Origin of the sequence: Streptomyces sp. NBC_00582 (assembly GCF_036345155.1) — a bacterium.
GTDB lineage: Bacteria > Actinomycetota > Actinomycetes > Streptomycetales > Streptomycetaceae > Streptomyces.
Genome location: NZ_CP107772.1, coordinates 6053696 through 6080520, shown reverse-complemented (window position 1 = coordinate 6080520; position 26825 = coordinate 6053696). Strand labels below are relative to the sequence as shown.

General features: G+C 72.2%; 22 protein-coding genes and 3 pseudogenes. 12 read left to right on the top strand and 13 right to left on the bottom strand.

Features of this window, described 5'->3' with window-relative positions:
• Positions 1-249 precede the first annotated feature (249 nt).
• Both OG852_RS27275 and OG852_RS27270 read left to right on the top strand, forming a co-directional pair.
• Positions 250-762: a DUF5994 family protein gene (locus OG852_RS27275; protein ID WP_330349221.1), complete on the top strand. Its 513-nt coding sequence runs from the start codon at positions 250-252 to the stop codon at positions 760-762.
• Between the two features lie 137 nt (positions 763-899).
• A complete protein-coding gene (locus tag OG852_RS27270; RefSeq protein WP_330351501.1) occupies positions 900-2093 on the top strand; it encodes a PP2C family protein-serine/threonine phosphatase in 1194 nt (397 codons plus the stop codon).
• Between the two features lie 2 nt (positions 2094-2095).
• Here OG852_RS27270 and OG852_RS27265 read toward each other — a convergent pair whose 3' ends face one another.
• The 3 genes and pseudogenes from OG852_RS27265 to OG852_RS27255 form a co-directional block, all read right to left on the bottom strand.
• Positions 2096-2578 carry a DUF5994 family protein gene (locus OG852_RS27265; protein ID WP_330349220.1) on the bottom strand — a complete coding sequence of 161 codons (483 nt, stop codon included), beginning with the start codon at positions 2576-2578 and terminating at the stop codon, positions 2096-2098.
• A 133-nt stretch (positions 2579-2711) separates the two neighbouring features.
• Positions 2712-3561: pseudogene (locus OG852_RS27260) on the bottom strand (tyrosine-type recombinase/integrase); the annotation flags it as partial.
• A 338-nt stretch (positions 3562-3899) separates the two neighbouring features.
• Entirely contained in the window at positions 3900-4925 is a 1026-nt protein-coding gene (locus OG852_RS27255) for a hypothetical protein (RefSeq protein WP_330349219.1), read from the bottom strand.
• 836 nt (positions 4926-5761) lie between these two features.
• On the opposite strand from OG852_RS27255, the gene OG852_RS27250 reads away from it, so the two are divergent.
• The 3 genes from OG852_RS27250 to OG852_RS27240 all read left to right on the top strand — a co-directional run bounded on the left by OG852_RS27250 (position 5762) and on the right by OG852_RS27240 (position 7888).
• Positions 5762-6112 carry a MerR family transcriptional regulator gene (locus OG852_RS27250; RefSeq protein WP_133912156.1) on the top strand — a complete coding sequence of 117 codons (351 nt, stop codon included), beginning with the start codon at positions 5762-5764 and terminating at the stop codon, positions 6110-6112.
• Positions 6113-6734: 622 nt separating this feature from the next.
• Positions 6735-7112: a hypothetical protein gene (locus OG852_RS27245; protein ID WP_133912155.1), complete on the top strand. Its 378-nt coding sequence runs from the start codon at positions 6735-6737 to the stop codon at positions 7110-7112.
• A 230-nt stretch (positions 7113-7342) separates the two neighbouring features.
• On the top strand, positions 7343-7888 hold the full coding sequence (locus OG852_RS27240; RefSeq protein WP_133912154.1) for a hypothetical protein: 546 nt from the start codon (positions 7343-7345) through the stop codon (positions 7886-7888).
• A 197-nt stretch (positions 7889-8085) separates the two neighbouring features.
• Here OG852_RS27240 and OG852_RS27235 read toward each other — a convergent pair whose 3' ends face one another.
• Complete coding sequence (locus OG852_RS27235; protein WP_133912153.1) at positions 8086-8727, bottom strand: superoxide dismutase; 642 nt, start codon at positions 8725-8727, stop codon at positions 8086-8088.
• 106 nt (positions 8728-8833) lie between these two features.
• Positions 8834-8917 (bottom strand): annotated as a pseudogene (locus tag OG852_RS27230) (ABC transporter ATP-binding protein); the annotation flags it as partial.
• A gap of 257 nt (positions 8918-9174) precedes the next feature.
• Here OG852_RS27230 and OG852_RS27225 point away from each other — a divergent pair.
• Complete coding sequence (locus OG852_RS27225) at positions 9175-9486, top strand: hypothetical protein (RefSeq protein WP_208117135.1); 312 nt, start codon at positions 9175-9177, stop codon at positions 9484-9486.
• 58 nt (positions 9487-9544) lie between these two features.
• Here the strand turns inward: OG852_RS27225 and OG852_RS27220 are convergent, their stop codons facing one another.
• Together OG852_RS27220 and OG852_RS27215 are read right to left on the bottom strand one after the other, a co-directional pair.
• A complete protein-coding gene (locus tag OG852_RS27220) occupies positions 9545-10180 on the bottom strand; it encodes a DsbA family protein (RefSeq protein ID WP_133912152.1) in 636 nt (211 codons plus the stop codon).
• A gap of 247 nt (positions 10181-10427) precedes the next feature.
• Entirely contained in the window at positions 10428-10925 is a 498-nt protein-coding gene (locus OG852_RS27215; protein ID WP_133912151.1) for a MarR family winged helix-turn-helix transcriptional regulator, read from the bottom strand.
• A gap of 180 nt (positions 10926-11105) precedes the next feature.
• Here OG852_RS27215 and OG852_RS27210 point away from each other — a divergent pair, with 180 nt between their 5' ends.
• The 5 genes from OG852_RS27210 to OG852_RS27190 all read left to right on the top strand — a co-directional run bounded on the left by OG852_RS27210 (position 11106) and on the right by OG852_RS27190 (position 17044).
• Positions 11106-12353, top strand: coding sequence for a sensor histidine kinase (locus OG852_RS27210; RefSeq protein ID WP_330349218.1), 1248 nt, complete (start codon positions 11106-11108; stop codon positions 12351-12353).
• Complete coding sequence (locus OG852_RS27205; RefSeq protein WP_133912149.1) at positions 12350-13015, top strand: response regulator; 666 nt, start codon at positions 12350-12352, stop codon at positions 13013-13015. Before OG852_RS27210 ends, OG852_RS27205 begins: the two co-directional genes overlap by 4 nt.
• A gap of 182 nt (positions 13016-13197) precedes the next feature.
• Complete coding sequence (locus tag OG852_RS27200; protein WP_133912148.1) at positions 13198-13653, top strand: hypothetical protein; 456 nt, start codon at positions 13198-13200, stop codon at positions 13651-13653.
• A 29-nt stretch (positions 13654-13682) separates the two neighbouring features.
• The gene (locus OG852_RS27195; protein WP_330349217.1) at positions 13683-14429 is read left to right on the top strand and encodes an ABC transporter ATP-binding protein; all 747 of its coding nucleotides are present in this window, start codon (positions 13683-13685) and stop codon (positions 14427-14429) included.
• Positions 14426-17044, top strand: coding sequence for an ABC transporter permease (locus tag OG852_RS27190; RefSeq protein WP_330349216.1), 2619 nt, complete (start codon positions 14426-14428; stop codon positions 17042-17044). The genes OG852_RS27195 and OG852_RS27190 overlap by 4 nt, the downstream gene beginning before the upstream one ends.
• Before the next feature lie 863 nt (positions 17045-17907).
• On the opposite strand, the gene OG852_RS27185 is transcribed toward OG852_RS27190, so the two are convergent.
• Positions 17908-20274, bottom strand: a complete 2367-nt coding sequence (locus OG852_RS27185) for an excinuclease ABC subunit UvrA (protein WP_330349215.1) — start codon at positions 20272-20274, stop codon at positions 17908-17910.
• 10 nt (positions 20275-20284) lie between these two features.
• Positions 20285-20752, bottom strand: a complete 468-nt coding sequence (locus OG852_RS27180) for a helix-turn-helix transcriptional regulator (RefSeq protein ID WP_330351500.1) — start codon at positions 20750-20752, stop codon at positions 20285-20287.
• Positions 20753-20842: 90 nt separating this feature from the next.
• On the opposite strand from OG852_RS27180, the gene OG852_RS27175 reads away from it, so the two are divergent.
• A complete protein-coding gene (locus OG852_RS27175; protein WP_166663523.1) occupies positions 20843-22228 on the top strand; it encodes a chloride channel protein in 1386 nt (461 codons plus the stop codon).
• On the opposite strand, the gene OG852_RS27170 is transcribed toward OG852_RS27175, so the two are convergent.
• From OG852_RS27170 to OG852_RS27155, 4 genes and pseudogenes are all read right to left on the bottom strand, one after another.
• Positions 22176-23999 (bottom strand): glycoside hydrolase family 15 protein, encoded by a 1824-nt coding sequence (locus OG852_RS27170; RefSeq protein ID WP_133912145.1) that lies wholly within the window; start codon positions 23997-23999, stop codon positions 22176-22178. The two genes, OG852_RS27175 and OG852_RS27170, sit on opposite strands and share 53 nt — an antisense overlap.
• 45 nt (positions 24000-24044) lie before the next feature.
• Positions 24045-25463, bottom strand: a complete 1419-nt coding sequence (locus OG852_RS27165; RefSeq protein ID WP_133912144.1) for a DUF2252 domain-containing protein — start codon at positions 25461-25463, stop codon at positions 24045-24047.
• A pseudogene (locus OG852_RS27160) lies at positions 25460-25588 on the bottom strand (GMC oxidoreductase); the annotation flags it as partial. The pseudogene OG852_RS27160 and the gene OG852_RS27165, both read right to left, overlap by 4 nt.
• 258 nt (positions 25589-25846) lie before the next feature.
• Positions 25847-26770 carry a YhjD/YihY/BrkB family envelope integrity protein gene (locus tag OG852_RS27155; protein WP_330349214.1) on the bottom strand — a complete coding sequence of 308 codons (924 nt, stop codon included), beginning with the start codon at positions 26768-26770 and terminating at the stop codon, positions 25847-25849.
• Positions 26771-26825 lie beyond the last annotated feature (55 nt).

Below are 26825 nucleotides of genomic sequence, written 5' to 3'. Positions count from 1 at the left end.
CAGAGGAGCGATGAGCCGACGGTCGTACCGGTGCCGGGGCGGTCACACCACCTGTCGTCCGCCGTACGGACGTGTCCCGACGCGATGGCTGTCTGCCTATCCACGCGATGGCTGCGCGCCACGCCGCCCGCCACGGCCGGGAGTAGCCTGACAAGTACCGAGAACTTTCGGGCGTACGACCACCGCGGCGCCGTTCCCGGCGAGTGACAGACACGGGCAGCCGGAACCCGCCCGGAATGGGATCGCACGATGAACGCCATCACAAAGCCCACCGAAGGTACGGCGCCAGGTGACGGACACTCCTACCGGATGCCCTTGCCCCGGCTGCGCCTCACGCCGGACGTCAGCGATGGCCCGCTGGACGGCGCATGGTGGCCGCGCTGCGACGCACTGGAACTGGAGCTGCCCGCGCTGGTCGGCTCCCTGGCTCCGAGCATCGGCACGGTCACCCGCGTGACCGTGGAGACCGCCGCCTGGCCCGATGCCCCGCAGGAGGTGATGGCGCCCGGCCATGTGATCGACGTGGTCCTGACCGACCTCGCCGCCGAGGCGCATGCCATCACTGTGGACTGCGGCACCGTGGGACGCTGGGAGCTGCTGGTGATCCCCCCGGACGAGCCGGCCGGAGCGGCCACCCGGCTGCTGGCCGCTGCCGCCGCCCCCGGGAACGCGCTGTCGGCTCCGCGCCTACTGGCACTCGCCGAGAGCGGCCTCGACGGACAAGACACATGGGAGTCAGAAGGAGGGTCCGGACTCAGGTGAGAGGCCCGATCCGGACGGGCCCGGGTGACGGGGCCAGCGCCCGAGGACGTTACGACCCTCGACGGAGTGATGACACGCAGACCGTGCGCCGTCCCAGCCCGCCGCTCCAGTCGACTCGGATCATGGCGGGTGAGGGGATGACGGCCGGACAGCGCGCGGACCGCTCCGAGAGCTTCGGGGAAGCTCTGCTGGGAGAGGTCCTCGACCGCGCGCATGAACTGCCGCCCCATCTCATCGGGCCCTTGGTCGCCGACGTGGTGGAGCGGCTAGGGGGCCGCCGACCGCAGGTGCTGCTACAGGACTACGGCCAACTACTGCTCGTACCCCTGCCCGGCGACGGCCTCACGGACGGCGAACCGCAGGTGATCGACCACTCCGAGGCAGGCCGCTGCTTTCTCGACGCTCGCCCCGTCGAGCTGCCCGAGGACGACGGCGTGCGCATCCTCCTGCCGCTGCTGGACGGCGGCGACCAGGTCGGGGTCATGGCGGTGACGCTGGACAGCATCGATGGCGACGACCGCCGCATATTTCGCAGGGTCGCCGGCCTGGTGGCCGACCTCTTGGTGACCAAGCACGGCTACTCCGACCTTTTCTTCGGTGTCCGACGCGGTGAACCGATGAGCATCGCCGCCGATATCCAGTGGGCCCTGCTGCCACCGCTGGCGATGATCATGCCCCGGGTCGCCGTGGCCGGGATCCTGGAACCCGCCTATCACGTGGCGGGTGACAGCTTCGACTACGCCCTCAACGGAGATGTCCTCCACGTGGCCATGATCGACGCGATGGGACACGGACTGGACGCGGCCACGATGGCCACCGTGGCCATCGGCGCCTACCGCCACGCCCGCCGCGCCGGCATCGGACTGCCGGAGATCTACGCCTTCATGGACCGTGCAGTGGCGGATCAGTTCGGCCCTGAGCACTTCGTCACCGCGCAGATGCTGCAGCTGGACACCACGACGGGGCATCTTCAGTGGGTCAATGCCGGGCACCCGTCACCGATGCTCGTCCGTGATCACCGCGTCACACTCCGGCTGACCGGTCCGACGACCCTCCCTGTCGGCCTCGGGGGCCCAGAGCCGCAGACGAGCGAGATGAAGCTGGAGCCGGGGGACCGCCTCCTCTGCTTCACCGACGGACTTATCGAGGAGCACGGTGCCGGGGAGGAGGAGTTCGGCGAGGACCAGCTGATCGACTGGGTGAACCAGTTGGAGAGAACCGGCCGCGGAATCCGGGCGGTGGCACGCTCCCTGTCCCACACGCTCAAGCGTGCGCGGGGCGGACACACCACGGATGACGCGACGCTGCTCCTGGTGGAGTGGCGCGGCTGACCTCACTCCGGCGGCACCTGCGCGCTCGCGGTGTCGATGAGTATCTGATTCGCCTGGGTGACGTTGTCGGCCCGGACGGCCTGAGCCATCGCGGCGCGGGCGGCCTCGGGTGCTGTGTCCGGCGGAACCACCAGCAACGAGAAGATGTCCTGGTCACCTCGGGTGATCAGCACGGTGTCGTCGCCCAGCGGAAAGGAGTCGATGTGTACCACCCGGTCGTCGACGACGGTCCGCGTCGGGAGCCCTTCCCAGGCCGTGGTGTCCAGCCCGACGCGCGTGACGGGGCCGAGATGACCGGTGAGGGCGCTCAGCAGTGCGGGCAGCTCGGCACCGATGTCCCGCGACCGCGGCCACCACGCACCGTCCAGGACGCCTTCGCGCGACTCCGTGGTCTCCAGCCGGAGCAGCGCACACCCCGGCTGCACGGCCTCGTGAACGCCGCTGGGCAGATGCCGCGAAACAGGCCGTGCATCGGAGCCGGTCATGAGGATCACCCGTCTTCGGGATTCGGTGCGATCACGGGACTCGCCTCGCCCTTACACGCTACTCCTAGTGCCACGGGCGCCGGTTTTCCAGACTCGCCATGCCCCGGCAGCCAGCCGGCCAGAAACGGATTCGGAGGGTCTCCATCAAGACGCGGGGCGCGACTCCGGCCGCCGTGAGGAGGGTCGCGGTGCCGTGGCGGGTGTGGTGCAGCCGGATCACGCGGAGGCCGGCGGACTCGGCGACGCGGGTGAAGGAGCGGTAGAGGTTGCGCAGCTCGACAGGGCGACCGGTTCGGGTGGCGAAGACGTAGTCGGAGTCCTTCCATCTACCAGCGGAGACCGACGATCTCTCCTCGGCGGAGCCCCATGGCAATGGCGAGGACGAAGGCCGCGCAGAGCGGGTCCTTGCGAGAGGCGGCGAGGAAGTCCAACGTCTCGTCGAGGGTCCAGGGGTGCAGCTCGGGCGTGTCCGTGCGGGGCGGCTCGACGAGCTTGGCGACGTTGCGCGTGATGGGTTCCTCGCGGCAGGCCGAGGTCAGCGCCGAGCGTAGAACTCGGTGCGATTCCTTGGCGGTTGCGGCGGTCATCTCCTTCTCCAGGCGGACGAGGAACCGGCGGGCATCGGCGACGCCGAGGGATTCGAGCCGCTTGGCGCCGAGGAGGGGCGCCAGGTAGAGCCGGACATGCGCCTCGTACTTGTCGAAGGTGCTGAGTTTCCGCCCGGGCTTGATGATGTTGTCGAGCCAGTACGGCAGCCTCTCGGCGAGCTTGGCGGACTTGGTGGGCACGGGTACGCCCTGGTCCACCTTGTCGAGCAGTTCGCGGCGCTTGGCGTCGCACTCGGCCCAGGTCTTGCCGTAGGCGAACTTCCGGGCGCGGGTGCCGTCAGGCTGGAGCAGGTAGACCGCGCACTGGTAGCGGCCGTCCTTGCGCTTGGTGACGGGGCCCGCGCCGTTCGGGTTGCGCTTGCGTTGCTGGGCCATCAGGCCGTACGGGAGGGAACCGAGGCGGGTGGTGGGCGAAGGTGGTCACCGCTCGCTCACCCGCAACCTCTCCTGTGCGCCGAAGGACAGATCCACGCCGTTGCGCAGTTCTCACGGGTCTTCGCTGGTCGCTCTCGATCCCCGACCTGGACGCCGGGTCGCAGGTCCGCGAAGTCGTCCATGCGGAATGCGGGCTCGCCTGCGCGGATTCCACGCGTCGGAGTCTCGCTGATACGGATCGACGAATTCTGTCGGTTGTCCGGGACCCTGAGTCTTCTGGCCGCCCGGCCTCACGGCATGCCCGCACCGTGACGCCCCGGCTGCACACTGCGGACGGGCTACGTCATCAACTCGATGTGCGGATGCTCGGGCTCCGCCGGGCAGACGAACAGGTGCTGCCGGTAGCCGCTGCCTATCTGGACCCCGGTCGCGTTGTAGCCGCGGTGGCCGGGGTACGGTCCAGCGCCTGGGTGGGGGTGCGGAGACCAGCTGTTCCCGGCGTCGTCCCCTTTCTCGAACGTGGCGACGGTCATCAGGACCTCCATGCCGGTGCCGCACTCGGAGCAGGGCTGCGGGCTGGGGTCGGTGGAGTTCCAAGCGGGCCAGCCGCCGACCTTCCAGCCGGGTGCGTTGGACAGCACGCAGTCGTAGTACGTTTCCGGGTCCATGTCTTCCTCCGCTGCCTGCGGCACACTCCACTGCTTGAGCTGCTCCTGCAGTTCCTCGCTCAGCTCCAGATGGTCGGGGTACTCGGTGATCTGCTCCGGTTCGAGCACGCACGGCTCCGGTAGATAGCCGTCGAATTGCACCGCGGACGGCTCGGGGGGCGTGTCGAGGATGTCGGTGACGGCGGCTGCCGAACGCCAGAAGAGCAGGGTCCTGGGCATGATCGGATGATCGAAGGGGCACCACAGAACCTGCAGAAGATCCTTGCCCTCCGGCGGGCTCAGATCGGGCACATCCCGTGCGTACAGCTGCGCGACGGGCAGCATCGCCATGGGGCCGTCGTACGACTCGACCGCCGGCCCGAGAGGATACGTCCGAGGGGGCCGGATCCGCTCGAGAGTCTCCCGTTCCTCCGGAGTCATATCCCGGCCGTGCGAGACGGCGAAGATCCGTCGTTCCAGCCGCAGATCCGCCGGGGACCGGACCGGGTTGATGCCGTCCACCACATGCGGTTCCTCGCAGTGCGGCCACGGCTCCTCGGCAGGCCACAGCAGCGGCCCGCCGATCGAGCTGTCGTGCCACGTCGGCGCCCCGGGGCGGGGGTGCAGGCGGGTCGCCGTGCGGGCCAGTGGGGCCAGCTGCGGAAAGACCGCGACAACATCGATCGGCCGTGGCGGAGTGACAGGAGTGACGTCCATGGCCGCAATCTTGCCAATCGCCTCTGACAACGGCCCTTGTGGCCCACGAAGAGCTCCGGCACGGGCGCCACCCGGGAGAGCGCTACCTCCGTCCGTCGCCGGCGGATGACCTGGGAGCAGGTCCACGATGGCCGCGTGGCCGCTCCGGTTGACCGGCACGGTGGTCACCAGGCGGTGGTGCCGCCGGCCCGTTCCCGCCGCGCACGCGTCCTGGTCTGCGCGGGTGATCAGGACAGTGTCAAGGACCGTCACCGTCGTACGCCGCGCGTACGAAGCTCCCGGCCGAGCGGAGAGACCTGTGGCCCCCGAATGCCAAAATCTACTCTTGTCAGAGTAGACATCGCCCCGTAGCGCGGTTAGTCTTTTTCTCGTTGACACGGTCAAGTGAGACCCGGCAGACACGAACTGGCGGGTAGCAGTACGTAAGTTCGCAGGTCAGTGCGGCTCTGGAGTTCCGAAGCCAAGGTGTTCGCAGAACGGTGACGGGACTGAGAGCCGGGCTGGGCAGCCCGCAGGTCGAGGGGCTGCCGAAGGCATCGCCGAGCAGTACCCGCAGTACCCGTTCACATGGTCGGTCAAGAGAAAGGACGGAGGAGCAGACGCCATCAGGATCGCCCGGCCGGGGAAGCTCTCGGTCCGGGTACCGCAAGACCCCGGAATGGATGGTGGTCCCCGGTCACGCAGCCGCGATCCCCGCACCCCTCCCCTCGCAGGGCCGGGTAGCGGACACAGAAGGTCGGCAGAGCATCAGCGCCGACAGATGGTGTTGAATTTCCTTCGGGGCCCTGGTGCCGTACGGCACCAGGGCCCCTCGACGCGTTGCACAACGAGGTGACATGGCAGCAGATACTCCACTCAACGGCCGTCTGGACGACGACGACTACCCCGCATACACCATGGGCCGGGCCGCCGAAATGCTCGGCACCACCCCGGCCTTCCTCCGAGCCATCGGTGAGGCTCGCCTGATCACTCCGCTGCGCTCGGAGGGCGGACATCGCCGCTACTCCCGCTACCAGCTTCGGATCGCCGCCCGTGCCCGCGAGCTCGTCGACAGGGGAACCCCGATCGAGGCCGCTTGCCGCATCGTCATCCTCGAGGACCAGCTCGAGGAGGCTGAGCGCATCAACGCCGAGTACCGCCGTGCCGCGAACGAAGCGGCCGACCGTCCCCGTCACGATTCGAGTTGATCGCCTGGCACGGGCACGCGTTCTTCGCGGGCCTGGGCCTGTGTTTTCTGGCGGAGTGCACTTGGCGTGCCCGTAGAGGCGGCCACGGTCAACAGTCGTGCGATCCGGCCGCCAAGGCATGGGCGGCACCAGGCCGCGGCCACGCCTGTGCCCGCGTCGTCGCCCCCCCCAGCCGCGCACGCGAATCCGTCGGCCTTGCGGCTGCAGTCCACGTGGAATCCACATTCTCCGGGTGGAGAGTCGGTGTCTCCCGGTGTTGGTGGGGGCCGTGCTCCTGTGCGGGAATGCCGACCCCCGCCTGAGACCGGCGGACGCTGACGGTCAGGCCCTCCAGGTGACCCCACGATGCGACGGCAGAGCTCCATCTCCCGCGCCGGGCTTGGCATTTGAGCCTTCTCGGGCGCCCGTCCCAAGCGTGCGACTCTCCGCATAGTGGTGGCGACGCTCAGCCAACGACAGGCGCGCGGCCTGCGGTGCATCGTGGTGATCACCGCAGGCCATACGGGACGACGGCACACGTTGCCCTCGGACAGGACGAGCGATCGGAAAGCGCGCCCTTGGGATGGGGCTTGTCCCGGCCGCTCGCGCCCGATGGCCCTCGACCTACTCACGGAGGAGACACATGAAGTACCGATTGGCCGGGGCTCTTGCCCTGGCGGCAACCGGCCTCCTGATCGGCGGAGGGACTTCATACGCTGCCGACGCGGGCGTTTACACCGGTACCGCCGGCGGCTGGGCCGGATGGACGGAGAACGGCGACACCCTGACGGTCTGCGACCTGAGCTCGGACGGATACGGGGTGCGCGGGTACATCTACACTCCCAATTCCAGCAGCGACCCGGGCAACGGGACCGTCCTCATCAAGGGCAACGACCCGAGCAACGACGGCAACTGCGCCACGTTCGCCAAGGACCTCAGCGAGACCAGTCACATCTCCATAAAGGTGTGCGAGTACGCGGGAGACGTGGTCACTGCCTGTAGGTACACCGCCATCCGGTAGTCGAGCCTCACGTGTCGGGGGCCGGGGCCCGGGATCAGCCGGGCCCCGCTTCCGGCGCGAAGCGAGCGGCAGCCCGTTGCGCCTCGTCCTGCCGACGACGCCTTCTCCTACGCTGCCCTGGCATCTGCCCAGCGTCGTCGGCTTCGACCATGACAGCGACTCCCTTTCGGGTGGGCGTGGGGGCCGGAAATCGGTATGGCTGTGGCATGTTCATGCATGAGGATGTGCGCATGATGCGACCCGCGCGAGCACTGCTCCCTCTTCTCCTGTTGCCGGTTCTCCTCACGGGGTGCGGCTCGGACGAGAACGGCGGGGCGGACGCCGACAGCGCCGGCCTCGACGCCGCCGCGCGCGGCTGGGGTGTCGCGCCGGAACTCGTCTATGTCACGGAGGTCTCCGGGTACAGCGTCTTCCAGGAGTCGGTCGGCGAGTACGACGGCGGTTTCGCCGCCGCGTATCGGTCCGCGAAGGGGGCCGCCAAGTTCGGACTCTTCGTAGGTCGCGGCACGTTGACAGCGGAGAGCTGCCCCGAGCAGCCGCTGGGCGAGGTGTCGGACAAGCCGGTCACCTGTGAGCGCGACGGCGACGCCTGGTACCGCACGGCAGGTGGCAGCCACGAATACGCGGTGCCCGAGGACGGTGTGGTGGTCCGTCTGATCGCGGACGTGGACAAGGTCGACCGTGCCGTTCTGCGCAAGGCCGCCGAGGCGGCCCACCACCCGGACGACACCGAATTGGCCGCGCTCCTGCCGGCCACCGACGGCGCGGACGGCTGAGGCCGTCCTCGGACGCCGGCTCGGGCCTCTCGGCGGCACACCGGTCGGTCATGGGAGGGCTCCCGCGGGCATCCGGCCCGCGGGAGCCCTCCGTTGTACCGCCTGCCGGTGAACGGTGAGAAGACGATCACGAGGCAGGACGCACGGGTCGCTCTACGCCGTCACGGCGCTCAGGGCGCTCACGGCGCTCACGGCGCTCACGGCGCGAGCAGGAGGCTGTCGCCGCGCTCCTTGGCGGCGGCGTACCGCTTCGCCACGTCCTGCCAGTTGACGACGGCCCACATCGCGTCGATGAAGTCGACCTTCTGGTTCCTGTACTGCAGGTAGAAGGCGTGCTCCCAGGCGTCGAAGACGAGGATCGGGGTGGAGCCCTGGCCGACGTTGCCCTGGTGGTCGTAGACCTGCTCGACGATCAGATGACCGGAGAGCGGCTCGTAGGCGAGGACACCCCAGCCGGAGCCCTGGGTGGTCGCGGCGGCCTTGGTGAGCTGCGTCTTGAAGCCCGCGAAGGACCCGAAGGACTCGGCGATCGCGTCCGCGAGCTCGCCCACGCCGTCCTTCTCCAGCGGCTCGCCGCCGCCCTCGCCGGTCATGTTGTGCCAGTAGATGCTGTGCAGGATGTGCCCGGAGAGGTGAAAGGCGAGGTTCTTCTCCAGGCCGTTGACCGAGCCCCACGACTCCTTGTCGCGTGCCTCCGCGAGCTGCTCCAGGGTGTCGTTGGCGCCCTTCACATAGGCCGCGTGGTGCTTGTCGTGGTGCAGCTCGATGATCTCGGGGCTGATGACCGGGGCGAGCGCCGCGTAGTCGTACGGAAGCTCCGGGAGCGTGTACACCGCCATGTCCAACGTCCTCCGACCTAATTGCAAGTCATGTGCAGTTGCACGCTAACAGCAGAAAGGCCGTTCGTCGATCAGGCACCGGTGTCGGCGAGGGCGTGGGCCCGCCACCCTCGTGCAGCACGCCGAGGTGGCCGCAGAGCCGGGCGGCCAGGTCGAGGTCGTGCAGGACCGCCGGCGCGGTGATGCGTGTCGGTGAGTCACCGTGAAGATCAGGACCAGCGGCAGGAGAAAGCCGCAGAGCGCGGGCGAGGGTGCCGCTGCGCGCAGGGAGGAGTACGGCGTCACTCGTATCGCGCCGCACCACTGCAGGAGTCGGACCGGTCACCGGCCGAGTTCCCCGGCACCGATGTGACGCACGTCACTGCGGTGGATAGGGTGGAGAGCGGAGACACCTGCCACAACGCATCGTCGCCAGGTCCCCGGTCGGCGATGGAACGGATGGCGACCATGTCCGCATCGACGGTCCCCCCACAGGACGCACGGCCCCAGCAGAACGCCCCGGGCGCGGACGCGGAGTCGGCCGGTGAGGCCGCCGCGCGCACCGTCAAGAACCACAGCGTGACCTTGGACGTGCTCGGCACGCGCGTCGAACTGCTCCCTCCCGAGCAGCTCGCCTTTCTCGCGGGCGTCGGCACCCTCGCGGCCCTGGAGATCCTCGAATGGCCGGTGGCGCTGGTCCTGGCGGTCGGCCACCAGCTCGCCCACAGCCATCACAGCCGGATGCTGCGCGAGTTCGGCGAGGCCCTGGAAGAGGCCTGAGGGCGGCGCGGCCCCGGCGGGCGCGCGGCAGTGCACGCGCCCGCCGGGGCTCAGGGGGTCAGGGGGTCAAGGCGCAGGTCGTGCGCAGGCCGGCCAGGCGCCGGTCGATGTCGTCGGCGTCGGCACGGCCGCGGGCCAGAGCAGTGACGCGGTCCTCGCCGTCGACGGCGAGGAGGGTGGGGAAGCCCTCGACGCCCAGCGAGGCGGTCCGCCGGAAGTCGGCTTCCGCCGCCGCCCGCGCCTCGGGCCCCTCGAAGGCGGCGGCCACGGCGTCGCCGTCCAGTCCGGCCTCCTCGGCGACCTTCCGGTGGGTCGCGGCCTCGGAGAGGCTGAGGCCGTCCACGTAGAAGGCGCGCTGCAGGGCGACGGCGAGGTCCGCGGCCCGGTCGGGGGCGGCGGCGCGCAGGGCCGCGAGCCCGCGCGCGGCGGCCTCGGAGTCCATGACGAACGAACCGTCGGCGATCAGCCGCTCGTACGGCTCGCCGAACTCGGCGCCGGTCAGCTCGGCGATCCGGGCGTTGGCGCCGGCGACGTATCCGAAGCTGCGGATCGGGACGCGGCGCGCGCCGGTGAAGAGGCCGCCGGAGACGACCTCGACCGGCAGTTCGGGGTGCCGGGAGACGACCTCGCGCAGCGTGGCGGAAAAGCCGTGCGACCAGCCGCAGTAGGCGTCGAAGGCGTAGACGAGCTTCACAGGGGACCTCGGCGGGGTGCGGCGCCCGCGGGGTGCGAGCGGTTCATCTGATAGAACAGTAACTGACGCGTCAGATATTCCGCGCGGCGCGAAGACATCCCGGTGGCGCGAAGACATCCCGGTGGCGCGAAGACATCCCGGTGGCGCGAAGACATCCCGGTGGCCCGAAGACATCCCGGCGGCCCGAAGACATCGTCTCCGGGGGCAGCCCCTCAGGGCGGTCCGTGAGGGCGGTCGGGCAGGTGCTTCAGGGCAGTCGGGGCAGTTCGTCGCGGGCGGAGTGGCTCAGCAGGCGCAGGTCCTCGGCGAACCGTTCCCGGTGCTCGGGGGGCAGGGGGGCGAGGAAGTAGCGGCGGATGTTCTCCACGTGCAGCCGGGACGCGCGTACGGCGGTCTCCTCGCCGAGGGGGGTCAGCCGCACCAGGCGTCCGCGCCGGTCGCCGGGGTCCTCGGCGCGCTCGACCAGCCCGGCCGCCTCCATCCGGTCCACCAGGCGGGTGGCGCCCCCCGTGGTGAGCACCTGCTCCTGCGCCACGGCCCGCATCGACAGACCCGGCCCGCCGGCGCGCCCGAGGATCAGCAGCACCTCGAACATCAGATGGGTGATGCCGCACTCCTGTTCCAGCGAGCGCCCCAGGATGTACTCCAGCCGGTTCGCCGCGCCCTGCAGCCGCCCGAAGGCCAGCACCAGCGCGTTGTTCGCGGCCTCCTCCGGCGAGGAGATCTCCTCCGCCTGCTCGTCCACGCCCTCTCCGCCCTTCCGTCTCCTGCCGATCCCGTCCACCGATCATGCCGTGCGGCGGGGGCGAGGGGTGCGCGCGGCCCCCACCCGGCGCGCTTCCGGCGGGGGCACCCCGTTGCCCGCGCGGGCAGGGTGATCGTCCGGGGGCGGTCGACCATCCGGGCCCGGCGTAGCCTGTCGCCCATGGTGCGCGGCGTGCAGGCTCAGCCGTGGGTACAGCCGGCGTACGACGTCGGGCTCGCGGCGCTGGTGGTCTATGCGACCTCCTCCTCCGACGACGGTCTCCACCAGGTCGTCGGAGGGGCGATGGCGCTCGCGCTGCTCTGGCGCCGACGCCGGCCGACGGCGGTGATGGGGGTCGTCACGGGCCTCGCGCTGCTCCAGTTCCTGCTGGGGGCCGGGCCGATGCCGTACGACGGGGCGCTGCTCATCGCGATGGTGTCCGTGGTCACGCACGCCCGCTCGATGCGGCACGTGTACGCGGCGGGCGCGGTCGTCCTCGTGGGGGTGGTCGTGACGTTCGGCGGGCTGCTGCCGTTCGGCGAGCAGGACAGCGAGGCCCTCGGTGACGTCGTCGCGATCGCCGGTGTCTGCGCGGCCCTGTGGCTGACCGCCCTGGTGCTGCGGACCCGGCGGCTGTACGTGGCGAGCCTCGAGGCGCGGGCCGCCACCGCCGAGCGGGAGCGGGAGCATCTGGTGCGGCTCGCGGCGGCGGAGGAACGCGCGGAGATCGCCCGGGAGCTGCACGACGTGGTGGCGCACAGTCTGGCGGTGATGATCCTTCAGGCCGACGGCGCCGGATACGCCCTCAGATCCGATCCCGACAAGGCCGGTACGGCGCTCAGGGCGATCGCCGACACGGGGCGGGACGCGCTGGAGGACATGCATCGGATCGTGCGGGTGCTGCGCGCCGGCCGTGCGGACTCCGGTCAGGGCGGTGCGGCCGCGGACGCGGACGCCGGCCGGCGGCGTGTCTCGCTGGACGATCTGGAGACGGTCGCCGAACGGGCCCGCGCGGCGGGACTGAGCGTCGAGCTGGACGTCGAGGGCGACCGGGGCGGGTTGTCCACGGCGGACGAGCTGACCGTGCTGCGGGTCGTCCAGGAGAGCCTGACCAATGTGCTGCGGCACGCCGGGCCGGGGGCCGCGGTGGCGATCTCGCTGCGGTTCGGCGCGGACGCCGTACGGATCGGTGTGGTCGACGACGGGGGCGGCCGGCCGGCGGGAGCACGGGCCGCCGTGGACCGGGGCGGCGGCACGAGCGGCAGCGGTGGCAACGGGCTCGTGGGCATGCGCGAGCGGGTGGAGGTGTCCGGCGGCGCCTTCGCCGCCGGGCCCCGCCTCGGCACGGGCTGGGAGGTCGAAGCGGAACTGCCCCTGACGGGGCGCGACAAGGTGCCAGGCGACGAAACGGTGGGACGAGCGCGATGAGCGGGGCGATACGGGTGGTCGTCGTGGACGACCAGCCGCTGATCCGGGCGGGGTTCGCGATGGTGCTGGCCGCGCAGGACGACATCGAGGTCGTCGGCGAGGCGGAGAACGGCGCGGACGCCCTCGCGCTGCTCGCCCGCACCGGGGCCGACGTCGTCATCATGGACATCCGGATGCCGGTCATGGACGGCGTCGAGGCCACCGAGCGGCTGAGCCGGCTGCCCGACGGGCCGCGGGTGCTGGTGCTCACCACCTTCGACACCGACGAGGACGCCTTCGCGGCGCTGCAGGCCGGGGCGAGCGGCTTTCTGCTGAAGAACACCCCGCCCGAGGAGGTCGTGGCGGCGATCCGGGTCGTGGCGGCCGGTGAGTCGGTGGTGGCGCCGCGCGTCACCCGTCAGCTCCTGGACCGGTTCGCGGGCCGGCTCGCGCCCTCGCCCCGGCACGACGTGCGGCTGGACCTGCTGACCGCGCGGGAACGCGAGGTGCTCCGACTGGTCGCCGAGGGGCTGTCGAACGGCGAGATCGCCGGCCGGCTGTTCATCGCGGAGGCGACCGTGAAGACCCATCTCGGCAAGATCCTCACCAAGCTGGGTCTGCGGGACCGGGTGCAGGCCGTCATCTTCGCCTACGACGCCGGCCTCGTGAGCCCGGCGGGCTGACCGGGCGTCACCGGGTGGGTCTGCGACCGCGGTCGTAGACCCGTCCTCCGACCCCGGTTGCATTCCGGCCGTACGGACATCGCATTCCCGGCCGATGTGCCGGGCCGTCGTTCCTTCGAGGATTTCCTCATGTTCTCCGGAATTCCCCGGAGCAATTCCCGGACATCTCCCGGAGGAGTCGTATGTCTGCCGTCATCCCCACCGACCCCACCCGCTCCGCCGGGTCCCCCCGCCCCCGCAGGACGAAGGCGATCGTCTTCGGGTCCCTCGCCCTCGCGCTGTCCGCCGTGCTCGCGACCGCCGCCGCGCTCCGGTGGCAGGAGTACCAGAAGCCCAGCCAGGCCTCGAAGGCCGACTGCGCGCTGGCCCAGCGGATCGTGGACGACGCCCAGGACCTCCCCGCCGACGAGGCGGCCGTCCTGGCGTGGGAGCGGGACACCATGCGGATGCGCAGGGCGCAGATGAAGGACGGGTACCTCGGCTTCCGTGTCGCCCAGTACGAGGTGTGGGCGGCGGACCGGGCCAAGGGCGAGGGAACTCCCCCGTCGGACGCGAAGGTGCTGAAGTTGTCCGACAAGGCCAACGAGCACTGCGCCGACGCCCAGGTCGCGATCACCTTCCCGCCGCTCGCCCCCTGACGCCGAGCGGGAAAAGGGGAATGCGGCTCATGGCCACGACGCGGGAAAAGGAAACGGGCGTCGGCGCGACCGCCCTCGAAGACATCGCCACCGCCACGGATCTGGTGAAGACGTATCGGCAGGGCGAGACGGAGATCAGGGCACTGGACCGGGTGTCCGTCGGTTTCGCCCGGGCCCGGTTCACTGCGATCGCGGGCCCGTCCGGCTCGGGCAAGTCGACGCTGATGCACTGTCTGGCCGGGCTCGACTCGGCGACCTCGGGCCGGGTGGTGCTGGACGGCACCGACCTGACCGGGCTGTCCGACCGCGCGCTGACCCGGGTGCGGCGGGACAAGGTCGGCTTCGTCTTCCAGTCGTTCCATCTTCTGCCCCAGCTCACCGCGCTGGAGAACATCGCGCTGCCCGTCAGCCTGGCGGGCCGGCGCCCGGACCGGGAGCTCCTCGACCATCTCGTCGGGGTGCTCGGCATCGGCGACCGGCTGTCCCACCGGCCGGCCGAGCTCTCCGGAGGACAGCAGCAGCGGGTGGCGCTGGCACGGGCCCTGGTGGCCCGGCCCGCCGTCCTCTTCGCCGACGAGCCCACCGGCAACCTGGACACGCGGTCGGGCACGGAGGTCCTCGACCTGCTGCGCCGTTCGGTGCGCGACCTCGGCCAGACCGTCGTCATGGTGACGCACGACCCGCGGGCCGCCGCCCACGCGGACCGGGTCCTCGTCCTCGCCGACGGACGCCTCACCGACGACACCGCGTCGCCCCTGAAGAAGGCCACCCGGTGAGCCCGCTGAGCCCCAGCGGTCCGACGGGCCTTGTCCCGGCCCCCTCCTGGCGGGCGACCGTCCTCGGTTCGCAACTCGCCGAGCTCCTCAGCCGCCCCGGCCGTCTGCTCACCACCGGCCTGTCCGTGCTGGTCGCGGCCGTCGTCGTCTTCGCCACCGTCATGGTCCAGCAGATCACGGTGAACACCACCCTCGACCGTTTCCGCGGCACCTCCGAGGCGGTCGGCCTGGTCGCGACCCCTGGCGAGGACTCGGGGTCCGGGTTCACCGCCGCCACGCTACGGCGGATCCGGGCGCTGCCGGGGGTCGCCGGGGCCGTCGGACGGGTGGACGCCGGCGGGGCGGTCTCCGGCCGGTTCGACCGCTATCTGCCGCTCCACGCCGACCCCGGCACCGGACCGCTGTCCCAGGTCGAGCTCGTCGAGGGCCGCTACCCCGACGGCGCAGGCGAGATCGCGGTGAACCGGCAGGCCGCCGAGGAACTCCTCCTCACCCCCGGCACCCGCACCGCCCTGCTCCTGCCCGACCCCGCGCACCCGGAGAAGTCCCGCAAGGTCCCCCTCACCGTCACCGGCGTGGTCAGGAGCGGCACGACCGCCGAGCAGCAGGCGGGCGGGTACGCGACCGACGCGCGGCTGCTGCCGTACGCCCAGTCGCCGGGCTTCCCGCGCCTCGACGTGCGGGCCGGGCACGGGGTCGTACCGGAGGAGTTGGCGCGGCGGGTGCGTGCCGTGCTGGACCACGACTCCCCCGGTGCGTCCCTGAGGACCGGTGCCGCGGTGCGCGCCGAGGAGGAACGCGACGCCGTGGGCGGGGATCTGCGGGAGGTGTTCCGGCTGATCTCCGTGTTCCTGGCGGTGGCGGTGGGGGCGGCGGCCCTGGTCGCGACCTCGACGTTCCGGATCGTCTTCGCGCAGCGGCTGCGGCAGTTGGCGCTGTTGCGGGCCATCGGCGCCGGCCGGCGCCGGCTGGTGGCCGCGCTCGCGGTGGAGGGCGCCCTGGTGGGGGCGGTCGCGGGCACGACCGGGGTGCTGCTCGCCTCCGGCGCCGGGCATCTCGCGCCGGCGGCCGCGCGGTTGCTCTCCGGACGGGAGCTGTCGGCGCCGGGGGCCGGGGTGTCGTACGGCGTGCTGGTGGTCGTGGGGGCGGTACTGGTGACCGTGGGGGCGGTGCTCGCCCCGGCGTCGGCGGCGGCCGGGGTGTCGCCGCTCGAGGCGCTGCGGGCGGCCGGGACGGTCACGGGGGAACGCCGGATCGGTCCCGCCCGGCTCACCGTCGGGACCGTGTTCGCCGCCCTGGCGGCGGGGCTCGCCGCCCTGCTCGTCAGCGAGCTGCCGGGGCGGGGGCGGCAGGACCACGACGCCTCGTTCGGGATGCCGGTCACCGTCGTCTCGGCGGGCTGCGCGTTCCTGGCGCTCATCGCCCTGGGGCCGCTGCTGGTACGGCCCGTGCTGGCCGTGGCCGGGTGGCCGCTGCGGCGGCTCGGCGCCACCGGGCGGCTGGCCGTCAGCGGGGTCGGCGGCACACCGCGCCGGGCCGCGGCCGTCTCCGTGGTGGTCGCGCTCGGGGTCGCGCTGGTGTCCGGCGCGCTCGTCGCCGTGGCCTGTCTCGGCGGCCAGCTGCAGCGGGAGGCGGCCGTCACCGCCCCGGCCGACTTCGCGGTCACGGCCGGCGCCGAGGGCTGGGACGCGGGCGCGGTCAGGGCGTTCGCCGCGTCGCCCGAACTCGTCCACGTCACCCCGTACCGCCTGCTGCCGGTGCCCGTGGACGGTTCGGAGATCCAGGTCGGCGATCTGGATCCGCAGGCGCTGCCGACCGGCGAGGACGTCGACACCGTCACCGGCTCCCTCGACGACCTGGGCCCCGGTCGCGCGGTGGTCGCCGCCGACCTGGCCGGGTCGCTGGGTGTACGGGCGGGCGACACCTTCACCCTTGCGTCCCGGCACGGCCGGCTCCGGCTGACCGTCGCCGCCACGCTGTCGGGTGAGGGCCCGCTCCGGACGGGGGTGATCGTCGCCCCCGGCGACCTCGACCGGCTGGGCGCGTCCGCCCACGCGAGCGGTGTCCTCGCCGACGCCGCGCACCGGGGTGCCGCCGGGCGGGGTGCGGCGTACCGGGCGCTGGAGTCCCTGATCCGGGCGCACGTCGCCGACCCGGACGACGCGGGTCTGCAGGTTCTGGCGGAGGTACGGGACGACAACCGGGGCACGCTCGACGTCCTGCTCACCACCGCGCTCGGGCTCGTCGCGCTGACCGTCCTCATGGCGGTCGTCGGCGTCACCACGACCACCGGCCTGACCGCGATCGAACGCACCCGTGAATTCGGGCTGTTGCGCGCGCTCGGTCTGGGCGGCGGGGCCCTGCGCCGGACGATCGCCCTGGAGGCCGGGTTGTACGGCGTCCTGGGCGGCGTCCTCGGTCTGGCCCTCGGCGTCCCCTACGCCTGGCTGCTCGTCCGCGGTGCCGTCGGCCAAGCCCCGCTGCGACTGCCGACGGGACAACTCCTGGCCGTCTTCACGGGCCTGACGCTGCTCACCGCCCTGGCGGGCCTCCTCCCGGCCCGCCGCGCGTCCCGGGTCACCCCGATGACGGCGCTGGGGGCCGACCCGGAGTGAGAACGCCGACCGACACCGGGCGAGGGCGCCCGGCAGGACACCGGGTCAGGAGTCCCGCTCAGGGCGCGGGGTCCGGGGTCGGATGAGGGCGCCGGGTCCGCTTCCCGGGCGCCGAGCCCTGGCGCCGGGGCCGGGCGCCGGGGCCGGGCCCCAGGTCCGGGCCCCAGGTCCGGGCCCCAGGTCCGGGCCCCATCCGGGGCCGGGTCGGAGCCGGGTCGGAGCCGGGTCGGAGCCGGGTCACGAAGCCCGCTCAGGGCGCGGGGTCCGGGGTCGGGTGAGGGCGCCGGGTCCGCTCCCCGGGCGCCGAGCCCTGGCGCCGGGGCGGGGCGCCGGGGCCGGGGGCCGGGTCCGGCCCCGGCCCCCGGCGCCGGGACCCGGGTCCGCGAGCCGGGTGAGGGCGCCAGGTCCGGGCACCGGGTCCGCGAGCCGGGTGAGGGCGCCAGGTCCGGGCACCGGGTCCAGGACCCGGGTCCGGGCGCCGAGCCCGGGGCCTGGGGCCACCGCCGACGCCCCCGCCGAGCCGGGCGTGGGCCCGCTGTTGCGGGCCTGGCAGGAGGCGTTCGGGCGCCGGGGGTGAGTGCGCCGGGTCCGGGCGCCATCCCGGGGGCCGGGTCCGCGGGCCGGGTGAGGGCGCCAGGTCCACGGCCCGGGCCCCGCGAGCCGGGTGGGGACACCGGGCCCCGCGAGCCGGGTGGGGACACCGGGCCCCGCGAGCCGGGTGGGGACACCGGGCCCCGCGAGCCGGGTGGGGACACCGGGCCCCGCGAGCCGGGTGGGGACGCCGGGCCCCGCACGCCGGGCCCCGCGGGCCGGGCGAAAGGGCCGGGTGAAGGGGCCGGGTGAAGGGGCCGGGTGAAGGGGCGTCAGGCGCCCACGTATGCCGCCAGGTGCTGTCCCGTCAGTGTCGACCGGGCCGTGACCAGGTCCGCCGGGGTGCCCTCGTAGACGATCCGGCCGCCGTCGTGGCCCGCGCCCGGGCCGAGGTCGATGATCCAGTCGGCGTGTGCCATGACCGCCGGGTGGTGTTCGACGACGATGACGGACTTGCCGGCGTCGACCAGGCGGTCGAGGAGACCGAGGAGTTGTTCCACGTCGGCCAGGTGGAGGCCGGCGGTGGGCTCGTCGAGGACGTAGACGCCGCCCTTGTCGGCCATGTGCGTGGCGAGCTTCAGTCGCTGGCGTTCGCCGCCGGAGAGGGTGGTGAGGGGCTGGCCGAGCGTGAGGTAGCCGAGCCCGACGTCGGCGAGCCGGCCGAGGACCCGCTGCGCGGCCGGGGTGTGCGCCTCGCCGCCGCCGAAGAACTCCTCCGCCTCGGCCACCGACATCGCCAGCACCTCGGTGATGTCCCGGCCGCCGAGGTGATGGTCGAGGACCGCCGCATGGAAGCGCCGCCCCTCGCAGTCCTCGCAGGTGGTGGCGACACCGGCCATCATCGCCAGGTCGGTGTAGACGACCCCGGCGCCGTTGCAGGTGGGGCAGGCGCCCTCGGAGTTGGCGCTGAACAGGGCGGGCTTGACGCCGTTGGCCTTGGCGAAGGCCTTGCGGATCGGGTCGAGCAGTCCGGTGTACGTCGCCGGGTTGCTGCGGCGCGAGCCGCGGATCGGCGCCTGGTCCACCGAGATCACGCCCTCGCCCGCCGGGATCGAGCCGTGGATCAGGGAGCTCTTGCCGGAGCCGGCGACCCCGGTGACGACGGTCAGCACCCCGAGCGGGATGTCGACGTCGACACTTCGCAGGTTGTGCGTGGTCGCGCCCCGGATCTCCAGCGTCCCGGTGGGCGTGCGCACGGTGTCCTTGACGGCGGCCCGGTCGTCGAGGTGGCGGCCGGTGACGGTGTCGCTGCCGCGCAGCCCCTCGACGCCGCCCTCGAAGCAGACGGTGCCGCCGGAGGTGCCCGCGCCCGGGCCGAGGTCGACGACATGGTCGGCGATCGCGATGGTCTGCGGCTTGTGCTCCACGACGAGCACCGTGTTGCCCTTGTCGCGCAGCCGCAGCAGCAGGTCGTTCATCCGCTGGATGTCGTGCGGGTGCAGACCGGTGGTGGGCTCGTCGAAGACGTAGGTGACGTCGGTGAGCGAGGAGCCGAGGTGGCGGATCATCTTCACGCGCTGGGCCTCGCCGCCGGAGAGGGTGCCGACGGGCCGGTCGAGGGCGAGATAGCCCAGGCCGATCTCGGTGAAGGAGTCGAGGGTCTGCCGCAGGGCGTCGAGCAGCGGCGCCACCGTCGGCTCGGCGAGCCCGCGCACCCACGCGGCGAGGTCGCTGATCTGCATCGCGCAGACGTCGGCGATGCTCAGCCCCTCGATCTTCGAGGACCGGGCGCCCTCGCTGAGCCGGGTGCCGTCGCACTCGGGGCAGACGCTGAACGTCATCGCCCGCTCCACGAAGGCCCGTACGTGCGGCTGGAGCGCGTCGACGTCCTTGGAGAGCATCGACTTCTGGATCTTCGGGATCAGCCCCTCGTACGTCAGGTTGATGCCCTCGACCTTGATCTTCGTCGGTTCCCTGTGGAGGAGGTCGTGCAGCTCCCGCTTGGTGTAGCGGCGGATCGGCTTGTCGGGGTCGAAGAAGCCGGAGCCCTTGAAGATGCGGCCGTACCAGCCGTCCATGCTGTAGCCGGGGATCGTGAGCGCGCCCTCGTTGAGGGACTTGGAGTCGTCGTAGAGCTGGGTCAGGTCGATGTCGGTGACCGAGCCGCGGCCCTCGCAGCGCGGGCACATGCCGCCGGTGCGGGTGTACGTCGCCTTCACCGCCTTCTGCGTGCCGCGCTCGACGGTGATCGCGCCGCTCGCGCGGACCGAGGCGGTGTTGAAGGAGTAGGCGCTGGGCGGGCCGATGTGCGGGGTGCCGAGCCGGCTGAAGAGGATGCGGAGCATGGCGTGGGCGTCGGTGGCGGTGCCGACGGTGGAGCGCGGGTCGGCGCCCATCCGCTGCTGGTCGACGATGATCGCGGTGGTCAGCCCGTCGAGCACGTCGACCTCGGGCCGCGCGAGGGTCGGCATGAAGCCCTGCACGAACGCGCTGTACGTCTCGTTGATCAGTCGCTGCGACTCGGCGGCGATGGTGCCGAACACGAGCGAGCTCTTGCCGGAGCCGGAGATGCCGGTGAACACCGTCAGCCGGCGCTTGGGGATCTCGACGCTGACGTCCTTGAGGTTGTTCACGCGTGCTCCGTGCACGCGGATCAGGTCGTGGCTGTCGGCGAGGTGCGGTGCGAGCGTGTGGGCCATGCGGCTCACGCTACGGGCGGGGCCCCGCTTTCGCTTCTCCATTCCTGACGGGGTTGCCGACGGGGTTGCCGACGGGGTTCCTGCCCGGGTTCCTGACCGGCCTGGTGTGGATCTTGGCGTAGCAGGCGGGGACGGCGGTGCCCTCGTCGTGTTCACGGGCCCGGTAGGCGCTCGGGGTCTCGCCGACGAGCTCGGTGAACCGCGAGCTGAACGAGCCGAGCGAGGTGCAGCCGACCTCGAAGCAGACCTCGGTGACCGTCAGGTCGCCGCGTCGCAGCAGCGCCTTGGCGCGCTCGATCCGCCGGGTCATGAGATAGCTGTACGGCGTCTCCCCGAAGGCGGCGCGGAAGCTGCGGGAGAAGTGGCCGGGGGACATCAGGGCGAGACGCGCCAGGGCCGGCACGTCGAGCGGCTCGGCGTAGTGGCGGTCCATCGCGTCACGGGCCCGGCGCAGCCGGACGAGGTCCTCCAGCGTCACGGGACCACGATCCCACAGGGCCGGGCGCCGCGGGGCGCCCACGGCGTGGCAGCGGACGGCGTCGACCGTCATGGATGGTTTCCTCCTGCTATGACTCCTGTGACGAGTGGAGACAAGGGCGGGCCTGCGGCGGGCAGCCAGCCCCAGGAAGCCGATGTGCTGCGGACCATGCTGAACCGGCCGGAGTACCGCAGGGCGCTGGTGTTCTGCGGACTGATCGGCATCCCGGTGGCGCTGGTCGCGTTCTGGTTCCTCGTGGCGCTCAACAAGCTGGAGCGCCTGATCTGGACCGAGTGGCCGCAGGACCTGGGCTGGAAGCAGGCCCCCTGGTGGTGGGGGCTGCCGCTGCTGACGGTGGCGGGGCTCGTGGTCGGTGTGGTGGTCGCCCGGTTCCCCGGGCGGGGCGGGCACCTTCCGGCGGCCGGGCTGCACGCGGGCGGGGTCACCGAGGAGGCGCTGCCGGGGGTCCTGGTGGCGGCCATGGTCGGGCTGCCGCTCGGGGTCGTGCTGGGTCCCGAGGCGCCGCTGATCGCGCTGGGCGGCGGTCTCGCGCTGCTGTTCGCGAGCCTCGTGCGGGCGCCGCAGACCGAGGCGAGCAAGGGTCTGCTCGGCGCGGCCGGGGCGGCGGCGTCCATCTCGGCGCTGTTCGGGAACCCGCTGGTGGGCGGGGTGCTGCTGATGGAGGTGGCCGGGGTCGGCGGGCCGCAGCTGTTCGCGGTGATGCTGCCGGCCCTGCTGGCGAGCGGGGTCGGGGACCTGATCTTCACCGGGTTCGTGCACTGGACCGGGTTCGAGACGGGCAGCCTGGACATCGGTCTGCCCAAGCCGCCGCCGCTCGACTGGCCGGACGTGCTGTGGGTGCTGGTGCTGGCGCCGGTCATCGCGTTCGCCGTCCACGGGATCTTCGTGGGCGGACGGTTCACGGCCGGGTTCGTCACGACCCGCACGGTCCTGCACACCACCCTGTGCGGCATCGGCGTGGCGGTGAGCGTCACCCTGTACGCGGTCTCCACCGGGCGGTCGCCCGCGGAGGCCGCGCTGTCCGGGGAGGCCGCGCTGTCCCGCCTGGCGCAGGACCCGCACGCCTGGTCGGTGGGCACCCTGGTCGCGGTGCTGGTGTTCAAGGCCCTGGCCTACGCGCTGTGTCTGGGCGGCCTGCGCGGCGGGCCCGTCTTCCCGTCGCTGTTCCTCGGCGGGGCGGCCGGCGTCCTGCTCGCGCCGCTGCCCGGGCTGGGGCTGGTGCCGGCGATGGCGGCGGGGATGGCGGCCTCGCTGACGGCGGCCCTCAGGGTGCCGGTGAGCAGTGTGGTGCTGGTCGTGCTGCTGCTGGGCAATGTGGACACGGTGGCGCTGGTGGTGCTGGCCACCGTGATCTCCTTCGTGGTGGTCGAGACGCTGCCGCAGGGGCCCGCGATCCCCCCGTTCAGCGAGCCGCCGTCCGGTCGAGGGCGTCGTCCAGGGTCGACGCGGCCATGATCAGCGACAGATGGGTGAAGGCCTGCGGGAAGTTGCCGAGCTGCTCGCCGCTCGGGCCGATCTCCTCCGCGAACAGTCCCACGTGGTTGGCGTACGTGTGCATCTTCTCGAAGGTGTAGCGGGCCTGCGGGAGCCGGCCGGCGCGGGCGAGCGCGTCGACGTACAGGAAGGTGCACAGGCTGAACGTGCCCTCGGAGCCGCGCAGTCCGTCGGGTGAGGCCGCCGGGTCGTAGCGGTAGACCAGGCTGTCGGAGACCAGCCGCTGGTCGATCGCGTCGAGGGTGGACAGCCAGCCGGGGCTGCGCGGGGCGATGAACCCGACGCGCGGGGCGAGCAGCAGCGAGGCGTCGAGGACGTCACCGCCGTAGTGCTGGACCAGTGCCTGCTCCTTCTGGCTCCAGCCGCGCTCCATGACCTGCTCCAGGATCTCGTCGCGGGCCCGGGTCCAGCGCTGGGTGTTCGCGGGGCGGCGGAACTCCTCGGCCATGCGCAGGCAGTTGTCGAAGGCGGCCCAGCACATCACCCGGCTGTAGGTGAAGTCCTTGCGTCCGCCGCGGGTCTCCCACACGCCCTCGTCGGGCCGGTCCCAGTGGTCGGACAGCCAGTCCATCAGCCGGGTCAGGCCCTTCCAGCCGTGGTAGCCGACCTGCTGGCCGATCTCGTCGATGCCCTCGGACATCGCGTAGAACAGCTCGCCGTAGATGTCGAGCTGGAGCTGGTCGGCGGCGGCGTTCCCGGCGCGTACGGGACTGGAGCCGCGGTAGCCCTCGAAGTGGTCGAGGGTCTCCTCGGTCAGCAGCGGGTCGCCGTCGACCCGGTACATGATCTGCAGCGGTTCGCCGCCGGAGCCGTCGCGGGCCCGCAGCCGGTCGCCGAGCCAGCGCACGAACTGGCCTGCCTCGTCGAGGAAGCCCAGGTCGAGCAGGGCCCGTACGGACAGCGAGGCGTCGCGCACCCAGGTGTAGCGGTAGTCCCAGTTGCGTTCCCCGCCGACCTGTTCGGGCAGGCCCATCGTGGCGGCGGCGACGGGGGCGCCGCTCGGGGCGTAGGTGAGCAGTTTGAGGGTGATGGCCGAGCGGTTCACCATGTCCGGCCAGCGGCCCCGGTAGCGGGAGGTGCGCACCCAGCGCTGCCAGAAGTCGATGACGTCCCACATGTCCTTCTCGGCCGATTCGACGGTCGGCGGCGGGGGCGCCTCGTCGGCCGGGCCGCCCACGGTGAACACGGCGGCCGCCGACTGTCCTGCGTTCAGGGTGACGGAGCCGCGGACGTCCGTCCCGTGCGGTTGCAGCGGGAACGTGCTCTGCAGGTGGGCGGTCGCCCCGCGGGAGCGGAAGGCGGCGGACCCGTCGGACAGGTCGAGGGTGTGGCCGGCCCGGCCGTAGTCGAAGCGGGGCCGGCAGTCCAGGTCGAAGCGCACGGTGCCGCGCACGGTCCGCACCAACCGCACCACGGTGTGCCGCTCGGAGGGGACCCGGGGTTCGATGACCGGCATGTGGTCGATGACCTCGCCGACCCCGTCGGGCGACAGGAACCGGGTCACGACGACCGCGCTGTCCGGGTAGTACAACTGGCGGCGCGTCACCTCGGGGGCGGTCGGCGCGAACAGGAAGTGGCCGCCGCCGTCGTGGTCGAGTAGGGACGCGAAGACGCTGGGCGAGTCGAAGCGGGGCGCCGCCAGCCAGTCGATGACCCCTCCGGAGGTCACCAGGGCGGCGGTCTGCAGGTCGCCGATCAGCCCGTGGTCGGCGATGGGCGGGTAACGGTCCATTGCGGTTCCTCCTCGGCCCCCTCGGCCCTGTGGCCCCCGTCCCTCTCAGGCCGCTTCGGCGAGGACCCGTCCCGTCCTCACGGCGTCGAGGAGGGCCTGGTGGTCCTTCTCGTTCTGGTCGGCGTACAGCTCGGCGAAGGTCGCCAGCGCCCGGTCGAAGACATCGCCGCCGCCCAGGTAGGAGGCGATCGCGATGCGGTCGCCGGAGCGGGCGTGGGCGCGGGCCAGGGTCGCTCCGCAGACCTGCGCGAACAGGGTCATCCGCTTCGGCGACATGCTCTCGGGCACCGCGATGCCCTTCCAGTCGCGCAGTTGGCGGACGTAGAAGTCGCGGCGGCGGCCGTCGATGCCGGTGGTGCGTTCCCAGCCGAGGAAGATGTCGCTGGTCGCCTGCATCAGCCGCTGCCCGCTGACGACCCGCTCGCCCTGGGTGCGGAACCCGCCGGAGCCCGCGTAGGGCGCGAGGACCGAGTCGTCGGCCTCCTTCGCCTGGAGGAACAGCGGGTCCTCGTCGTCCTTGCCGAGCAGCAGCACGATCCAGCAGCGGGTGCCGACGCTGCCGACCCCGACGACCTTGCGGGCCACGTCGGCGACCCGGTAGCTCTCCAGCAGGTACCGGCGGTCGGACTGGAGGGTCTGCCCGTAGCGCTCGACGAGCCGGCTGATCTCCGTCTCCAGCACGCCGCCCTCGGCTCCCGGCAGCAGATCGTGGAGGCGGACCAGCAGCGGCGGGTCGTTGGCTATCAGCCGCCTGCCTGCGACGACATGGGTGAGCTTGTCGAAGACCTGCACGGTGTCATGGCCGCGGGCCCGCTCCCGGGCCTCGTCCCACCGCTCGCGGTTCTTCCCGCCGATCTCGGGGGCGAACTGCTTCTGCAGCTCGTCCGCCTCGAAACGGGTGTAGTAGACCGCGAGATTGCCCATCCCGGCGAAGGAGCGCATCCAGCCGCGGTACGACCGTACGGCCGCCCGCACCACACGGGCCCGTTCCTTCGTGCCGAAGCCGTTCGCCCGGCCCGCGATGACGAGGCTGGCCGACAGCCGTTTGACGTCCCACTCCCAGGGGCCCGGCAGGGTCTCGTCGAAGTCGTTGATGTCGAACATCAGCCGGCGTTCCGGCGAGGCCAGCAGCCGGAAGTTCAGCATGTGCGCGTCCCCGCAGAGCTGCACCCGGATGCCGGTGCGGGGCGTCTCGGCCAGGTCGGCGGCCATGATGGCGGCGGCGCCCCGGTAGAAGCGGAACGGCGACTCGCTCATCCTGCCGTAGCGGATCGGCACGAGTTCGGGGACCCGCTTCGCCGACTGCCCCTCGATGATGTCCACCGGGTCGGTGCGCTTGGGCGGTGGGGTGTACTCGGCGTGCGAGGACCTCGGTACGGCGCTCCGCGCGGCCCGCCCGCGCTCGGCGCGCTCCCTCGGGGTGCGGTGACGCAGGTCGTGGCCGGTGGGGGTGGACTGGCTCATGGCAGACGCTCCACGAAGTGGTCGCCGACGCGCGGGGCGTTGGCGATGGCCGTCAGCGACGGATTGACCGCGCCGGTGCTCGGGACGAAGCTCGTGTCGACGACGTAGAGGTTGTCGAGGTCGTGGTGGACAGACCGTCGTGGTGGACAGACCGTCGTGGTGGACAGACCGCCGTGGTGGCGCAGCTCGCCGAACTCCTCGGGCGCAGGCGGATCAGGGCGGCACCGTAGAACTCGATGAGGACGCTCTTTCCGCTGGGTGCCGGCCGATGGGCGAGAGTGCCGCCTCCCGCGCCGGTGCCGATGACGTCGTGGTGCCGCGCGTCGCGCATACCGGCCGCCGTTCTCGGAGAGGACGGAAAAGGGGCGCTTGGTGCCCTTTTGTCAAGGTAGCTCCGGAGGGTGTTCCCGGCGACTCGGCTCGGGTGTGCCCAGCCGACGGGCCGCCCAGGGTTCACGGGCGACGACCGCGCCGGCGGTGATGCACAGGGTGACGACCACGCACAGGGTGATCAGCCAGGACAGCAGGGTGAAGACCGCGCCGAGCGAGCCGTACTTGTCCAAACTGTGGTTGAGGGCCCGGGGCACGTACAGGGACGCGGTGGCGGTCAGGACGCTCAGGGCGGCCCCGGTCAGCAGCGCGCCCGGCAGCAGGGGCAGCCAGGGCAGCCGGGCGGTCAGCAGCAGGTGCTGGGTCCACCACCACAGGCCGACCTCCGCGAGGAACAGCAGCGGTACGCCCAGCCAGGGGCCCAGGCCGAAGCCGTCGCGCAGGACTCCCTGGAGGCCGATCATGAGCAGCCAGGCGGCGAGCCACGCCAGCCAGCGCCAGGCGGCCACCCGGGCGCTGGCGCCGGGCATGCTCCAGGCGCGTTCACAGAGCCGCTGCATGGCGCGGCTGCACGCGGTGGCGGAGATGAGCACCATCAGCACGCTGACGAAACCGGTGGTCTGGCGGAGTTCGTCGGAGGGGTCGCCGGTGTTCAGGAGGGCCTTGCGCAGCTCGTCGTCGACGCTGCCGGACAGGCCGAAGACGTGGTGAAGGGAGTCGAGGAACTGCTCGCGCAGTTCCTGCGGGGCGAACGAGGCCACCACGAACATCAGGGGGATCGCCGTGAGGAAGGTCTGGGCGGCCAGCCGGGTCGCCGAGTCGAGGACGTTCACCGAGATCAGGTGCGACATGAGATGCGTGATCAGCGGAAACCGCGCCTCGGCCCGCCCCCGCAGCCCCTTCGCCCAGCCCCCGGCCGCCGCCCCCTTCGCCCGCCACCGCCCTCCCCCGCCGCCGGCCCCACTCCCTGCCTGCATGAAGCCAGCCTGCCGCCCTCCGGCCCTCCCGGCTCGCGGCGACGGCGGAACGGGT

Excerpts from the sequence above, each read along its gene's own strand:
- OG852_RS27275 (WP_330349221.1), top strand. The coding sequence starts at position 250 with ATGAACGCCATCACAAAGCCCACCGAAGGTACGGCGCCAGGTGACGGA.
- OG852_RS27270 (WP_330351501.1), top strand. The coding sequence starts at position 900 with ATGACGGCCGGACAGCGCGCGGACCGCTCCGAGAGCTTCGGGGAAGCT.
- OG852_RS27265 (WP_330349220.1), bottom strand. The coding sequence starts at position 2,578 with ATGACCGGCTCCGATGCACGGCCTGTTTCGCGGCATCTGCCCAGCGGC.
- OG852_RS27255 (WP_330349219.1), bottom strand. The coding sequence starts at position 4,925 with ATGGACGTCACTCCTGTCACTCCGCCACGGCCGATCGATGTTGTCGCG.
- OG852_RS27250 (WP_133912156.1), top strand. The coding sequence starts at position 5,762 with ATGGCAGCAGATACTCCACTCAACGGCCGTCTGGACGACGACGACTAC.
- OG852_RS27245 (WP_133912155.1), top strand. The coding sequence starts at position 6,735 with ATGAAGTACCGATTGGCCGGGGCTCTTGCCCTGGCGGCAACCGGCCTC.
- OG852_RS27240 (WP_133912154.1), top strand. The coding sequence starts at position 7,343 with ATGATGCGACCCGCGCGAGCACTGCTCCCTCTTCTCCTGTTGCCGGTT.
- OG852_RS27235 (WP_133912153.1), bottom strand. The coding sequence starts at position 8,727 with ATGGCGGTGTACACGCTCCCGGAGCTTCCGTACGACTACGCGGCGCTC.
- OG852_RS27225 (WP_208117135.1), top strand. The coding sequence starts at position 9,175 with ATGTCCGCATCGACGGTCCCCCCACAGGACGCACGGCCCCAGCAGAAC.
- OG852_RS27210 (WP_330349218.1), top strand. The coding sequence starts at position 11,106 with ATGGTGCGCGGCGTGCAGGCTCAGCCGTGGGTACAGCCGGCGTACGAC.
- OG852_RS27205 (WP_133912149.1), top strand. The coding sequence starts at position 12,350 with ATGAGCGGGGCGATACGGGTGGTCGTCGTGGACGACCAGCCGCTGATC.
- OG852_RS27200 (WP_133912148.1), top strand. The coding sequence starts at position 13,198 with ATGTCTGCCGTCATCCCCACCGACCCCACCCGCTCCGCCGGGTCCCCC.
- OG852_RS27195 (WP_330349217.1), top strand. The coding sequence starts at position 13,683 with ATGGCCACGACGCGGGAAAAGGAAACGGGCGTCGGCGCGACCGCCCTC.
- OG852_RS27185 (WP_330349215.1), bottom strand. The coding sequence starts at position 20,274 with ATGGCCCACACGCTCGCACCGCACCTCGCCGACAGCCACGACCTGATC.
- OG852_RS27175 (WP_166663523.1), top strand. The coding sequence starts at position 20,843 with ATGACTCCTGTGACGAGTGGAGACAAGGGCGGGCCTGCGGCGGGCAGC.
- OG852_RS27170 (WP_133912145.1), bottom strand. The coding sequence starts at position 23,999 with ATGGACCGTTACCCGCCCATCGCCGACCACGGGCTGATCGGCGACCTG.
- OG852_RS27165 (WP_133912144.1), bottom strand. The coding sequence starts at position 25,463 with ATGAGCCAGTCCACCCCCACCGGCCACGACCTGCGTCACCGCACCCCG.
- OG852_RS27155 (WP_330349214.1), bottom strand. The coding sequence starts at position 26,770 with ATGCAGGCAGGGAGTGGGGCCGGCGGCGGGGGAGGGCGGTGGCGGGCG.